Source organism: Janibacter alkaliphilus (assembly GCF_013408565.1).
GTDB lineage: Bacteria > Actinomycetota > Actinomycetes > Actinomycetales > Dermatophilaceae > Janibacter > Janibacter alkaliphilus.
In genome coordinates, this window is the sequence record NZ_JACBZX010000001.1 from 91,887 (window position 1) to 105,694 (window position 13,808).

11 protein-coding genes are annotated in these 13,808 nt (G+C 76.2%); 3 read left to right on the top strand and 8 right to left on the bottom strand.

Annotation, left to right across the window (positions count from 1 at the left end; translation table 11 throughout):
• Positions 1–61 precede the first annotated feature (61 nt).
• The gene (locus BJY28_RS00450) at positions 62–460 is read left to right on the top strand and encodes a metallopeptidase family protein (protein ID WP_343036877.1); all 399 of its coding nucleotides are present in this window, start codon (positions 62–64) and stop codon (positions 458–460) included.
• A gap of 467 nt (positions 461–927) precedes the next feature.
• Here BJY28_RS00450 and BJY28_RS00455 read toward each other — a convergent pair whose 3' ends face one another.
• Genes BJY28_RS00455 through BJY28_RS00465 form a run of 3 tightly spaced genes read right to left on the bottom strand, consistent with a single transcriptional unit; the run spans position 928 to position 5,716 of the window.
• The gene (locus BJY28_RS00455) at positions 928–2,352 is read right to left on the bottom strand and encodes a DUF5719 family protein (RefSeq protein WP_179461266.1); all 1,425 of its coding nucleotides are present in this window, start codon (positions 2,350–2,352) and stop codon (positions 928–930) included.
• Positions 2,349–5,432 carry a glycosyltransferase gene (locus tag BJY28_RS00460; RefSeq protein WP_179461267.1) on the bottom strand — a complete coding sequence of 1,028 codons (3,084 nt, stop codon included), beginning with the start codon at positions 5,430–5,432 and terminating at the stop codon, positions 2,349–2,351. The genes BJY28_RS00455 and BJY28_RS00460 overlap by 4 nt, the downstream gene beginning before the upstream one ends.
• A gap of 14 nt (positions 5,433–5,446) precedes the next feature.
• A complete protein-coding gene (locus BJY28_RS00465) occupies positions 5,447–5,716 on the bottom strand; it encodes a WhiB family transcriptional regulator (protein ID WP_179461268.1) in 270 nt (89 codons plus the stop codon).
• A 166-nt stretch (positions 5,717–5,882) separates the two neighbouring features.
• Between BJY28_RS00465 and cofD the strand changes: the two genes are divergently transcribed.
• Together cofD and BJY28_RS00475 are read left to right on the top strand one after the other, a co-directional pair.
• The gene (gene cofD / locus BJY28_RS00470; protein ID WP_179461269.1) at positions 5,883–6,863 is read left to right on the top strand and encodes a 2-phospho-L-lactate transferase; all 981 of its coding nucleotides are present in this window, start codon (positions 5,883–5,885) and stop codon (positions 6,861–6,863) included.
• Entirely contained in the window at positions 6,860–7,963 is a 1,104-nt protein-coding gene (locus tag BJY28_RS00475) for a coenzyme F420-0:L-glutamate ligase (protein ID WP_179461270.1), read from the top strand. The genes cofD and BJY28_RS00475 overlap by 4 nt, the downstream gene beginning before the upstream one ends.
• Positions 7,964–8,026: 63 nt before the next feature.
• On the opposite strand, the gene BJY28_RS00480 is transcribed toward BJY28_RS00475, so the two are convergent.
• From BJY28_RS00480 to BJY28_RS00500, 5 genes are read right to left on the bottom strand one after another with little or no spacing between them, the layout of a single operon-like run.
• A complete protein-coding gene (locus tag BJY28_RS00480) occupies positions 8,027–8,938 on the bottom strand; it encodes a DNA glycosylase family protein (RefSeq protein WP_179461271.1) in 912 nt (303 codons plus the stop codon).
• Between the two features lie 48 nt (positions 8,939–8,986).
• Positions 8,987–9,844 carry a class I SAM-dependent methyltransferase gene (locus BJY28_RS00485; RefSeq protein WP_179461272.1) on the bottom strand — a complete coding sequence of 286 codons (858 nt, stop codon included), beginning with the start codon at positions 9,842–9,844 and terminating at the stop codon, positions 8,987–8,989.
• Positions 9,837–10,844 carry a lysylphosphatidylglycerol synthase domain-containing protein gene (locus BJY28_RS00490; protein WP_179461273.1) on the bottom strand — a complete coding sequence of 336 codons (1,008 nt, stop codon included), beginning with the start codon at positions 10,842–10,844 and terminating at the stop codon, positions 9,837–9,839. Before BJY28_RS00490 ends, BJY28_RS00485 begins: the two co-directional genes overlap by 8 nt.
• On the bottom strand, positions 10,841–12,727 hold the full coding sequence (locus BJY28_RS00495; protein WP_179461274.1) for a glycosyltransferase family 4 protein: 1,887 nt from the start codon (positions 12,725–12,727) through the stop codon (positions 10,841–10,843). The genes BJY28_RS00490 and BJY28_RS00495 overlap by 4 nt, the downstream gene beginning before the upstream one ends.
• 10 nt (positions 12,728–12,737) lie before the next feature.
• Positions 12,738–13,802: a glycosyltransferase family 2 protein gene (locus BJY28_RS00500; protein ID WP_246313312.1), complete on the bottom strand. Its 1,065-nt coding sequence runs from the start codon at positions 13,800–13,802 to the stop codon at positions 12,738–12,740.
• Between the last annotated feature and the right edge of the window lie 6 nt (positions 13,803–13,808).

The window sequence follows — 13,808 nt, forward strand, 5'->3', positions numbered from 1 at the left end:
GTAGGCCACCGGGGCGGGGTGGCCCAGCCGGGCGCGCCGCGGCTGGCCTACCGTGGGCCGGGTGAGCCGGGCACGAGACCGACGTGGGCGCGGGCTGCGCGGACCGCTGGCCTGGCCGACGGTGCCGGCCATGGTGAGCCGCGCGGAGGCCTTCGACGCGCTGGTCCTGGACACCGCGGGCAGGTTCCGGGACGTGCTCGGGCGCCGCTGGTCCCAGGTGGAGTTCGCCGTGCAGGACGTGCCGGCCGAGGGCCCGCTGCCGTGGGAGACCTCGGCGCCGCTGGCGCGGCTCTTCCCGGCAGAGCGGGGGCTCCCGGCGCGGGTGGTGCTCTACCGCCGGCCGATCGAGGCCCTCACGGTGCGCGGCGACGAGACCGCGGCCCTGGTGCACGAGGTGGTGCTCGACCAGGTCGCGCAGCTCCTCGGCGTGGATCCCGGCGAGATCGACCCGCCCGGCTGATCCCCACGTTCCCTCCGTCCGGGGACCCCGCCCCTCCCCTTCATCCGCAACTGCCCGGGCAATTGCCAAGGAGAGCCCGCAACTGCCCGGGCAGTTGCGCAGGGGGCGCAATTTGCCCGGGCAGTTGCGCACGGGGGTCGTAATTTGCCCGGGCAGTTGCGCAGGAGGGCCGTGAATTGCCCGGGCAGTTGCGCAGGAGGGCCGTGAATTGCCCGGGCAGCTGCGCAGGAGGGCCGTGAATTGCCCGGGCAGTTGCGCACGGGGGTCGTAATTTGCCCGGGCAGTTGCGCAGGAGGGCCGTGAATTGCCCGGGCAGCTGCGCAGGAGGGCCGTGAATTGCCCGGGCAGTTGCGCAGGAGGGGCGTGATTTGCCCGGGCAGTTGCGCAGGAGGGCCGTGATTTGCCCGGGCAGTTGCGCACGGGGGGCGCGATTCGCCCGGGCAGCTGCGCAGGGGAGGGTGGGCGGGTCAGTCCAGGTTGGTGACCGGCACGTCCTGCACCGTCAGCGGGGTCGGCACCAGGGGCACGGACGAGGTGAGCACCTCGCCGTCGGCCTGCGACAGCAGCACCGTGGCACGCACGTCCTCGGCCTCGGTGCTCGCCCGGACCGCGTCGACGGCGCCGACGGAGAGCACCCGGCTGCGGCCGGCCGGCACGTCCACCGTCTCGGTCTCGGTCTCGCCGCCGCGGGTGAGGATCACCTCGACCTGGGCATCCTGCTCGCCGGCCGTCACCTCGACGAAGCGGCGGACATCCTCGGGCAGGTCGGCCGGCAGGGCGGCACCGGCCAGGGGTCCGACCTCGGGGGCCGCCACCGACCACGCGAGATCGCGGACCCCGCCCTGGCCGCTCGGCGAGAGCGTCCAGGCGCCGGCCACCACGGGGACGTCGGACTCGACCACCCAGGTGTGCACGCCGGGCATCTCCGGCAGGTCCACCTCGGCCAGCCGGCCGGCGGGCACGGTGACCACCTCGATCGCCTGCTCCTCGTCCTCGGCGATGCCGCGCACCTCGACGACCGCGTCCTCCTCGCCGGGCGCACCCAGCACCAGACCGCGCCCGGCGCCGTTGGCGTTGCCGGGCAGCACCTGGCGGGTGGCCGGCTCCGCCGTCGGGCCGACCAGCTCCACGCCGGAGGGATCCAGCCCGTCGAGCCAGACGTCGCTCACCGCGGCGACCACCTGGCCCCCTTCGCTCTGCACCCGCACCACCTGGGCGGCCCGGGTGCCGGAGAGACCGTCGAGCAGCACCTCGGTCCGCTCCCCCGCCGGGACGACGACACCCTGGCCGCCGCCGGGCGCCTGCGGGCCGTCCGGGGTGAGGAAGCTGACGTCGACGCTCACCGGGTTCGCCCCCGGGTTGCTCAGCACGAGCCGCTCCTGGCGCCCGGCCTCGCCGCCGCCGGCGACCAGCCACTGGTCGGCCGAGGGCTCCGTGCACCCGGTGACGGCCAGGCCGTAGGCCTCCTCGCCGCCGACCTCGAGGCTCTGCCCGGCCACCACGCCCGGGGCGCTCTGGCCCGAGGCGCGCGCCGTCACCGGATCGGCGCCCAGCTGCTCCAGCCGGCGCAGGTCGCCGTCGGCGCCGGCCGCGTCGCCCGGTCCGAGCTCGGTGCTGCCGGGCGCCTCCGGCACCGTCACGAGGTCGGCGAGGCCCTCCGGGTCAGCCGGGGCGAGCACCGCCTGCCCGGTGACCGTCGCCTGCGGCGCACCGTCCCCGACGAAGGGGTCACCGGGGCAGGTCAGCGTGCTGCTGTCGACCGCCACGTCGCGGGTGCCGGTCGGCTCGTCGGCCTCGGCCGGCAGGTCCAGCCGGTCTGCGCCGAGCAGCACCCCCGCGGCCAGCGCGCCGACCGCGCCGACCCGCGCCAGCGGCATCAGGGCGGACCTCATGCGTCCCTCTCCTCGTCCGTGGTTCGCGCCGGGCGCCGCGGACGGCCCCCGACCGGCAGGGCCAGGTAGAGGGCGAGCGCCAGGGCCAGCCCCTGCAGCCCCTTCCACCACGGGTGGCCGACCCCGACCTCGACGGCCACCTCGTCGGCGTCCTGCGGCAGCTCGTAGGCCGGGGTGGCGCTGCGGTGGTCGAGGTCGAGCGAGCGGCCGTCCGCGGTCACCTCGGCATGGTCGGCCCAGTCCAGCGACTCGGCGACGACGAGGCGGCCGCCCTGGCCGACCGGGACGTCACCGTCGGTCTCACCATGGCCGCCGGAGACATCCACCGCTGACGGGGAGCCGTCGGCGACGACCCGCACCCGGCTGGGCGCCTGGCCGCCGCCGCCCTCCGGGCGCACCGTCCAGGTCGTGGTGCCCGCGCTGGTCCCCAGACGCACCAGCCCCGGGGTGGCGTCGACCACCCGGCGCTCGGCCTCGGTGGGACCGGTCACCACGACGTAGCCGATGCCCTGCTCGGCAAGCACCTGCCCGGCGGCGTCGCCGGTGGTCCCGCCGTCGCCCAGCAGCCCGGCGACGACGTCGGCCACGCCCTGCTCGGCCGGCGTCGGGGCGGTGGCGGTCGGCAGGTCCCGCACGAGCGGGCCGATCTCCGCGCCGACCAGGCGGTAGGTGATGCCGTCCTCGGCCCGCTGCACCAGCAGCGTGCGGGTGGCCCCTGGTCCTTCGGCGGCGTCGACGGCGACCGTCGGCCGCGGCTCGCGCCAGGTGGTCAGCCGCTCGCCGAAGGACTCCTGCGCCACGGTGACCGCCGAGCCGACGGCCGCGACCGCCAGGACCAGCACGGGCACGAGCAGCAGCGCGCGACGCTCCCGACGCAGCCGCTGCGGCAGCACGTCGGCGGCCGTCAGGACCGCGGTCAGGGCGCCACCGACGACGAGCAGCATGCCGGTGCCGACCCACGGGGTGATGCTCGCCCCGGCGTCGCTGCTGCCGACCGGTCGCTGTCCGAGGGTGAGGTAGGGCGCACCCACCGCCCAGGCCAGGCCGAGGCCGGCCGCGAGGACGCAGAGCCAGGAGAGCGGACGCCGACCGGGCACGAGCAGCGCCAGCACCCCGACGGCGAGGATGGCGGCGGTCCACGCCCAGACGTGCGGCGCCCCGGGCACCTGGGCCAGCGCCAGCCGCCACGGCTCGGCGGCCGTGGTGGTGTCGGTGGCGCCCCAGCCGGCCAGCAGCCGTCGCGGCTGCTCCTGCAGGGTCAGCAGCCACGGGCCGAGCAGCAGGGTGGGCAGCAGCGCCAGGGTGACCCCCCGGCCACGACGCCCGACCGGCCCGACGAGCAGCCAGACCAGGCCGAGGACAACGACGGCGACGCCCGCGACAGGGAGGACCGTGGCCAGCAGCGCGGTCCAGAGCGCGGTCCGCGCGGCGTCGGCGACGGTCCCGGTCGGGCGTCCGGCCCGGACCAGCCCGGCCACGATCCGGGGCAGCAGCACGATCGCCAGCAGCGGGCCGATCCGCCCTTCGCCGACGGCCGCGGCGGCCGGCGCGGTGGAGACCCAGGCGAGGGCGACGACGGCCCGCAGCCAGCGACGGTCGGTGAGGGTGCGGGCGCTGAGATAGGTGACCAGGGCGGCCAGCGGCAGCGCCGCGACGACGAAGGCGGCCAGCGCCAGGCCGGCCGGGGACTGCACCTGGCCCAGGCCGGGGACGTGCTCGACCAGCCAGGCGAGCCCGGCCAGGACCAGCATGGCGGGGCTCTGCTCCGCGGCCGAGCCCCAGCCCGGCCCGTTCCACGCCGACCACCAGGCGTCGAAGAGCTGGGCGGAGGTGGCCCGGCCCCCGGTCAGCTCGCCGCCGACGAGGCCGGCGTCCAGGCGGCTGCGCATCTCGCCGGTGATGTGCCGGCCGGCCCAGGCGGACATGCCGAGCGTGGCCAGCAGCAGCCAGGGCAGCGGGTGGGTCAGCCACCCGCCGGAGCGCTCAGCCTCGAGCGAGCGGGCGTCGACGCCGTCGGCGCCGCGCTCCCCGCGCAGGTCGTCGGCGAGCGCCTGCCGTGCGGTGGCGGGGGTGACGAAGAGGGCGTCGAGGTGGCTGCGGGAGACCTCCCGCGGGCTGGTCCGGGTCCCGCGGTAGCTGCTCGGGGAGAGGAAGGCCGGCAGCTGCGAGATCTCGTCGCGGGCGAGGTCGGGTCGCTTGGCCAGCAGCAGCCCGAGCGCGGTGAGGGTGGTCAGCAGGGCCAGCCAGGGTCCGCGCAGCAGGCGGGTCGGCAGCGAGGCATGCGCCATCGCGGCGCGGCGGGCCTGGCGGCGGTGCGCGCCGCTGGGGCGGTGCTCGGCGGCCGTGGGGGTCAGCGCGACCCGGGCGCCCGGGACGCCGACGACGCGGTGCCCGGCCCGCTGGGCACGCCAGCCGAGATCGAGGTCCGCCCCGATCTCGCCGAGCCGGGCCAGGTGCCCGCCGAGCTCGACGAGGACGGCCCGGTCGAGCAGCGCCCCCTCCAGCGGCGCGGCGAGCAGGTCGCGGCCGCCGAGCTCGTCGTACTGGCCCTGGTCGAGGGCGTCCGGTCGGGGGTCGGGCACGAGCCGACCAGCCCGGGTGGCCTGGATGCCGAAGCGGACGAGGCGTCGCGGGGCCTCGGCGTCGACGAGCTTGGGGGCGGCGACACCGACGCCCGGACGGGCCGCGGCGACCAGCTGGTCCAGGCTCTCCGGGTGGGGCACCGCGCGCGAGGGCAGCACCCACAGCAGGTCACGGCCCTGGCCAGCCTCGGGGAGCGCCTCGACCACGCGCTGCAGGGCACGCCGGCTGCCGGTGCCGGTACCGATCCGGGTGCGCAGCACCTCGATGCCGGCGTCGTCGACCGGGTCGAGCAGGTCGTCGGTGTCGCCGAGACCGTCGAGCGAGGCGTCGACGAGGACCACCCGATCGGGGGGTCGGCGCTGGGAGAGGAGGGAGCCCAGCAGCCGCCCGGTGTCGTGCGGGTCACGGGCGACGAGCACGACCGTCACCGTCGCCGGCGGCGCGGCCGCCCGACGGGAGGGTGCCGCGGGCTGGTCGTCCAGACGCGTCGGCGGCACGGCCTCGAGCGTGCTCAGACCGCGCGCTTCTTCAGCTTGCGGCGCTCCCGCTCGGAGAGGCCGCCCCAGATGCCGAAGCGCTCGTCGTTGGCCAGCGCGTACTCCAGGCACTCCTGGCGCACCTCGCAGCCGGTGCAGACGCGCTTGGCCTCACGGGTGGATCCGCCCTTCTCCGGGAAGAACGCCTCCGGGTCCGTCTGGGCGCAGAGCGAACGCTCCTGCCAGGACAGCTCGGAATCGTCGTCCTCGGGGACGGCGGTGATCAGGTGTAGCTCGTGCAACATGGGTCCTCCTCGACCTCGCCTCTCGACCCAAGACCTCGATGCCGCCGCAGCCCGTCGCGAAGGACATCACTGGAATTACACGCGTGTCATGCGCTGTAGTCAAGCCGTAGCGTGCTATCCGCACCGGTCCGACCCCGCCAGAGGGGCCGGTGCGAGGATGGCGACCATGCGAATCACCGTGCTCTCCGGAGGGGTCGGCGGCGCCCGCTTCGTCCGCGGTCTGCTGCACCACCGGGACCGTACCGACGAGCTCGCGGGCAGCGAGATCACCGTCATCGGCAACACCGGCGACGACATCACGCTCTACGGTCTGCGGGTCTGCCCGGACCTGGACACGCTGCTCTACACCCTCGGTGAGGGGGCCGACGAGGAGCGCGGCTGGGGTCGGGCGCAGGAGAGCCACGCGGTGCAGGCGGAGCTGGCGGCCTACGGGGTGCAGCCGCAGTGGTTCACGTTGGGCGACAAGGACATCGGCACGCACCTGGCCCGCACCACGTGGCTCGGTCAGGGGGCCTCGCTGAGCCAGGCGACCGACCGGCTGGCGCAGCGCTGGGGCCTGCCGGCGAAGGGGGTCCGCCTGCTGCCGATGAGCGACGTGCCGGTCGAGACGCACGCCGTGCTCGACGGCGAGGAGGCCCAGGAGGCGGTGCACTTCCAGCAGTGGTGGGTGCAGATGGGCGCCCGCCCCACCCCGGCGCGCTTCGTCGTCGCCGGTATGGACCGCGCCACCCCGGCCCCCGGGGTGCTGGAGGCGATCCGCGGCGCCGACGTCGTCGTCCTGCCGCCGAGCAACCCGGTGGTCTCGCTGGGGATCATCCTGTCCGTCCCCGGTCTGCGGGACGCGGTCCGCGGGTGCGCCGCGCCGGTGGTCGGGGTCAGCCCGCTCGTCGGCGGCCGCCCGGTCCGCGGCCACGCCGACGTCTGCCTGGAGGCCATCGGGGTCGAGGTCAGCTCGGCCGGGATCGCCGGCCTCTACCGCGACCTGCTCGACGGCTGGCTGGTGGACCCGCAGGACCCCCGGCCGAGCGCCCCCGGGTCGCGATGGACCACCCGGGCGCACTCCTCGCCGCTGCTGATGAGCGACCTGGAGGCGAGCGCCGACATCGCCGCTGAGACGCTGCGGCTCGCGCAGGACGTGCGGCGGTGACCTCCGCCGATCCCGACCGGGTCGAGGTGCTCGCCCTGCACGGGGTCGGCGAGGTGGGTGCCGACGGCCTGGCTGCGCTGGCCTGCGACCTGGTGGCGGCTGCGGCCGAGCACGGCGGTCTGACCGACGGTGACGTGCTGGCCGTCTCCAGCAAGGTCGTCTCCAAGGCGCTCGGCCTGCGCGCGCCGGCCGACCAGCGCGAGCAGGCGGTCGCGGCCGGGACCGTCCGGGTGCTGGCCGAGCGCGCCGTCGCCCACGGCCGGGTCACCCGGGTGGTCGAGGCGGCGGCCGGGCCGGTGATGGCCGCGGCCGGGGTGGACGCCTCGAACGTCGGCGTCGACCCGGACGCGGTGCTGCTGCTGCCGGCCGATCCGGACGGCTGCGCGCACGAGCTGCGCCAGCAGCTGGCGCAGCACAGCGGCAACGACCCGGACCGGCTGGGCGTGCTGGTCACCGACACCGCGGGGCGGGCCTGGCGGGCCGGGCAGACCGACCTGGCGCTCGGCGCCAGCGGGGTCCGGCTGGTCCACGACCACCGCGGCGAGCCGGACGCAGACGGGCGTGCTCTCTCGGTGACCAGCCGGGCGGTGGGCGACGAGCTGGCCGCCGCCGCCGACCTCGTCAAGGGCAAGGCCCGGGGCGTCCCGGCAGCCCTGCTGCGCGGCCTCCCGGCGATGGTCGACCCCACCGCTGCGGGGGCCCGGAGCCTGGTGCGGACCGGCCCTGGCGACTGGTTCGCCCGGGGGCACGTGGAGGCCGTGCGCGCGGCGCTCGGCGCGGCACCGGGCGGCCCGACGGCCTCGGCCGTCGGCATCCCCGCGACCGGCACGGAGACCGTGGCGGAGAGGCTCGCCCGGGCGCTGCGGCTGACCCTGCTGCCGCTCGCGGAGGATCTGGCCGAGCAGGCCGGCGCCGACCTCGGCGAGGACGAGCTCACCCTGGTCGCCGCGGACCGCTACGTGCTCGGGGTGCTGCGCGCCCGCGCCGAGGTCGCGCTGCACGCCGAGGGGCTGCGGGTGGTCGACGAGCGGTGGACCAGCGACGGGCTGCGCCTGCGCGTCGCCGGGCGGGACCTGAGCGCGCCGCCGGGCGAGACCTGAGCGCGCAGCCGGTCGAGCCTGGAGCGCCAGGGCCGAGGCCCGAGCACGTCCGGGCCGGCTGCCTCACCAGCGGGTCGGCAGGTGCGTCGGCAGCGAGCGGCGCGGACCCCGGCGCGGCACCCCCGGGCCGGCGCCCTCGATGATCCGCTGCGCCCGGTACCGCTGCGGCGCATAGGGCGAGAGCAGCGCGGCCATCGCCTCGTCGTCGCCGATCTCGCCGGTGAGGTTGTAGGTGACGTTGCGGGCCACGTGGTAGTCGCCGTAGCTCGGTGAGTCGGCGTCGCCGAGCGCCCGCTGGGTCACCTCGGCCGTGGTCCACACGCCCACCCCTGGGAGCGAGCGCAGCCGGGCCCGCGCCGCCTCCAGCGGCAGCCCGGCGCACTCGTCGAGCCGACCGGCCGAGCGCAGCGCGGTGACCACCACCCGTGAGCGGGAGGCGTCCACGCCGGCGCGCAGCCACTCCCAGGACGGGATCCGGGCCCAGTCCGCGCTGCTGGGCGGGCAGACCAGCCCCAGCGCGGCGCCCGGGCCGGGCGCCGGCTCGCCGAAGCGGCGCACCAGCCGCCGCTGGCTGGTGAAGGCCTCCCGGCCGGTGACCCGCTGCTCGAGCACGCTGCAGACGAGGGACTGGGCGACCAGCCCGGTGGCCGGGACCCGCCAGGCGGCGTAGCGCGGCCAGGCGCGGGCGACCAGTTCGTGGTGCGGGACGAAGCCGGAGACGTCGTCCCGCTCCCCGAGCAGATCGGGGAGCCGGTCGAGCATCCAGTCCGCTCCGCTCCCCCAGGCGCTGGCGGCCACCTGCTCGCCCTCGGGGCGCAGGTGCAGCGTGGTCGGGCCCTGCGGGGTGTGCCAGGCGAACCACCAGCCGTCCGACCGGCGCGACGAGGTCGGGTCGCCGCGCCCGCGCACCAGCGTCCCCAGGCTCAGGTCGAGGTCGACCGGGTCGGGCGGCCGGTGCGCTCTGCTGCGTTCCACGGGGACCTCAGGCGGTCGGTCCGGTCGCCAGACGGGCGGAGCCGGGCGTCAGCGACGCCGGAAGGTGAGCAGGATGAAGGTGTAGTCGAGGTCGACCCGGTCCCAGTGCACCGGTCGCTCCTGGTGGGCCAGCACCGCGTCGTCGAGGGTGCCGACGAGCTCCAGCCCGTGCGCCTCGGCGGTCGCCACGAGGTCGCGGATCTCCGCCGGGGAGAAGATGTGCACCTCGCTGCCGTAGACGGTGCGCCCGGTGGTGTCCGGCGGGTCCTGGTCGTAGTCGGTGGAGACGCACAGTACCCCGCCGGGGCGCAGCAGCCGCGCCGACTCGGCGAGGAAGCCCTCCAGCGGGACCCCGTGCTCGATCACCGACATGCACGTGATCGCGTCCAGGCGGCCGTCGGCGATCCCGGTGTCGGTGACGTCCCCGTAGCGGAACTCCACCCCGTCCCGGCTGACCGCGGCGCCGAACTCGAGGTTGATGCCCAGCAGCGAGCCCGGCTGCTCGCCCAGCCCGTAGAGGCGCAGCCACGGCAGCACCGGCGAGTAGCGGGCGCTGCCGGCGTCCATCACCCTGGCGCTCCGGCTGCCGTCGTCGGCCAGGTCCAGCACGGCGCCGATCGCGCCGAGGGCGTCCCAGTTCTTCGGCAGGTCGCGGTGCAGCGGCAGGCGCAGCCGCCGTGCCTCGGCCGCGGCCGCCTCCCAGGTGGCCCGGGAGTCCAGCACCCCGGTGGGCGGGACCGACGTCGGCAGCGGGCGGGCCGCCCCCTTCGTCCGGGCCTCGACCCGGCGCTGGCCGCCCACCCGCGCCCACAGCACGTGCTCGGCGACACGCTTGGCGACGGCGAGGACCCGGCCCCCCGGAGGCGCGGCCACCTGGCCGCCGGTGCTGGTGCTCTGCTCAGACATGGTCGTCCATCCTAGGTCGGCGATCGGGCAGGAGATGGTGGGTACGTCCCCAGAGCCAGCCGGCGCCGGCCCAGGCGACGTCGGCCACCACGGTGAGGAAGCGGGAGACGACGACGACGGCGGTCGCGGCGGCCACCGGCATCGAGGTGGCCAGCAGCAGCACGAGCACGCCGTCGCGCACCCCGACGCCGGCCGGCACGATGAAGCTGAACATGCCGATGCCGGCGGCGAGCAGGTAGCCGCTGACCGAGACCAGCAACAGGTGCCAGCCGTCGTAGCCGGCCGGGGCGACGCTGCGGGCCATCACCCAGACGGCCAGCCCGCCGGCGCCCCAGGAGAGGGTGAACCAGAGCGCCGAGAGCCCGACCGCGGCGGGGGTGAGGTCGTGCGGCAGCGGGTCGCGCCGCAGCAGCCGCATGGCCGTGCGGATCCCCCGGTTGAGCAGCGGCGGCCAGAGCAGCACCGCCAGCGCCAGGATGACCGCGACGATCGCCCACGGCGGGACCGCGCCGGCCTCGCGGGTGAGCAGGGCCGGCAGCGCCGGCAGCCCGGCGATCATCCCGGTCAGCGCCGAGATCATGATCGTCAGCAGCCCGATCACGGCGGTCCGGCTGCGCGGGACCCCCAGCCCCTTGGCCATGTCCGCCTGGACGACCACCGACCACACCGAGCCGGGCAGGTACTTGCCCAGCTGGCCGACGAAGAACACCCCGGAGGCCGGGGCGATGTGCAGCCGCGACCCGAGGTCGGCCATCAGCACCCGCCAGCCGCACACGGTGAGGAAGGGCGAGGCCAGCGAGAGGAGCACCGCGGCGACCAGGCTGGCCGGGCCGATCCGGCCGATGTCCCCTCGGACGGCGTCCCAGTTGCGCCACAGGGCGATGCCGACGGCCAGCAGGATGACGACGAGCACGACGACCCGGACGACGTCGAGCAGGCGCTTGCGCGACGAGCGTCTCGGGGCGGCCGCCGGCTCGGCCGAGGGGCTGGCGCCGGTCATCGGCGCCGCAGGGTCAGCCGGACCAGCGCGTGCGCCGCCTCCGGGTCGGCGCTGACCCGCGCGGCGTGCTGCAGCCGCGCGGTGAGGTCGCCGTCGAGGTCGCCGACGAGGGCCAGGCCGGCGCTGTCGGCGCGGGCCACGGCGCCGCGCAGGTCGGCGGTGGTGGCCACCGCGCCGTGGGCCCCGCCGACCGGCAGGGTCAGGCACAGCAGGCCGCCGTGGCGGAGCGCCCCCGCGGCCTGGTGCAGCAGCGGGCCGAGCTCGTCGACGGTGACGTCGCCGGGGTGCAACCTCGAGATGAGGTCGAGGCTCTGCGGGTCGACGTCCAGCGCCGGGGAGTCGCTCTCCTCCCCCGCCTCCACCGGGGCGAACCCGGCCGCTCGGGCCCACCGGGCGAAGGGCGAGCCCTCCCCCGAGGCGTCGACGACGACCGCCGACCGGTGCCCGTCGTCGACCGCGGCGACCAGCGCCTCAAGGGCCCCGAGGGCCGCCCAGCGGGCCATGCCGCGGCCGCTGCGCGGCAGGCCCAGCCCCCGGGCGACGGCGGTGGCCTCGTCGATCTGGGCGTCGACGGCGAGGACGTCGGTCGGACGGACCGAGGCGGGGAAGTCGCGCCGGGTCAGCTCGACGGTGGTCCCGGCGCGCTCCAGCTGCTCCCGGACCGCGCGACCGGTCCGGCGACGGGCACCCAGCAGACCTCGCCGGGCCCGCGTCAGAGGACCGGACGTGCCGCGCTCGGCGTCCGGCTCGGTCGCCGTGACCCCGGCGGCCGCACGCTCCAGCGCACCGACGTAGCGGGCCCAGGGGCCGGTGAGGTCGGGCGGGCGCACCGCCGCCAGCAGGCCGGCCAGGGTGCCCGGGTCGGCCAGCCGGCGCAGCGCGGCGGCCACCGCCGGCTCGTCGTCCGGGGGCACCAGGTAGCCGTCCACCCCGTCACGGACCTGCTCGCCGAAGGTGCCCACCCGGGAGGCGAGCACGGCCATGCCGTGGGTCTGGGCGAGCAGCACGTTCTGGCTGGCGGTGGCGCTGCGGTAGGTCAGCGCGAGCACGTCGTGCTCGGCGAGGAGGCCGGCGATGTCGTCGGCGGGCACGTAGCCGCTGCGGATCTCGACCCGGCCGCGCAGCGCCGGCTCGGCGGCCAGGCCGCGGATGGTCTCGCCCGCCTCGCCCCACATCTCCCCGGCGACGGTGAGGGTGACCTCGGGCACCTGGCGCATCGCCCGCAGCAGCACGTCGATGCCCTTGTAGCCGCGCACCAGCCCCAGCGCGAGCAACCGGGTCGGGCCGTCGTGCCGGGCCCGCTCGGCGGGCGGACCACCCGGCAGGTGCGGCGGCAGGTCGGCGACGACGACGTCGGCGGCGCCCAGCTCGCGGGCGAGGCCGGCCTGCTCGGCCGAGTGCACGACCACCGCGTCCACCCGCCGCACCAGGGCCCGCATGAGGGCGGCGTCCCCGGGGTGCGGCTCGTGCGGCAGGACGTTGTGGGCGATGACGATGCTGCGCGGGCCGCCGGCGCGGCCGGCGCCCGCCGCGGCGAGCAGGGTCAGGTGCAGCGGGACCACCGGGGGGATGACGTGCACGACGATGATGACGTCCATCTCGCGCAGCCGCCGACCGGCCCGGACCAGGGTGTCCGGGCGCGCCCAGGAGAGGGCGCGCACGGTCCGCGGGAAGGGGGTGACGTCGGGCGAGCCGCCGCTGGGCACCGACTGCTCGCCGGGGTAGAAGAAACTCGGGTAGAGGTGGCTCCAGGAGACCAGGGTCACCTCGTGGCCGGCCGCCTCGAGCTCGTGGGCGAGCGTGGTGGTGTGCGACGCGACGCCACCCTTGTACGGGTGCGTCGGGCCGACCAGGGCGACCTTCAGCGAGGCCTCCGGGCTCATCCGCGCCGCGCTAGACGGTGGTGTCGTCGCGGCTGCGCACGAGCAGGTCGGCCATCAGCGCCAGCGAGCCGATGAGCAGGCCGGCGACGAGCAGCAGGATCGTGCTGGCCGGGAAGTAGAAGGGGTGGCGGACCATGTCCACCAGACCCTTGCCGACCCCGATCAGGAAGAGGATCAGCGCCGGCGGCATGAGCACCCGCAAGGGATCGAAGTACATCACCATCCGCAGCACCTGCAGGATGTAGCGGTAGGCGTCCCGGAAGAACTTGAACTTGCTCTCCCCGGCCCTCTTCGCGTAGCTCGTCTCGACGTACCGGATGTCGTGCTGGTTCATGAGGAAGGCCAGCGTGATCGTCGTGACGCAGGAGAAGCCGGGCGGCAGCAGCCGCAGGTAGGGCAGCGAGACCGAGCGCCGGAAGGCCCGCAGCCCGGAGTTGAGGTCCGGGATGCGCTGCTTGCTCAGCCACTCGGCGATCTTGCGGATCACCCACTTCGCCGGCACCCGCGCCCACTTGTGGGTGCCCTCCTCGGTGGTCCGGGCACCGACCACCTGGTCGTAGGAGTCGTCCTCCTCGAGGATGCGCACCAGGTCGGGGATCCGCTCGTTCTCGTAGGTCATGTCGGCGTCGGTCCACACGACGATCTCGCCGCGGGCCTGCTGGGTACCGATCCGGCGGGCCGTGCCGGAGCCACCGTTGCGGCGGAAGGCGAGGATGCGGATCGCGGGATAGTCCCGGGCGGCCGTGGTGAGCACCTCGAGGGTGTTGTCGGTGGAGGCGTCGTCGATGCAGAGCAGCTCGTAGTCGAACTCGCTGGCGTCCATGACCCGGCTGATCCGCTCGATCTCCAGCAGGACGTGCTCACCCTCGTTGAAGCACGGCAGCACGACGGTCACCTGCGGGTCGCCGGGGCGCCGCTCGACCGGCTCGCCGACGCCGACGTGCTCCACGACGGGGTCGCGGCGCCCGGGGTGTCCGGCGACCGCGGGGGTCACCGAGGAGGGTGCGTTGGGGTCCCACGTCGTCTCGGACGCAGGTCGGGTCATCGGCCGCGTGGGCTCCTCGTGCTCGCTCATCTCGGG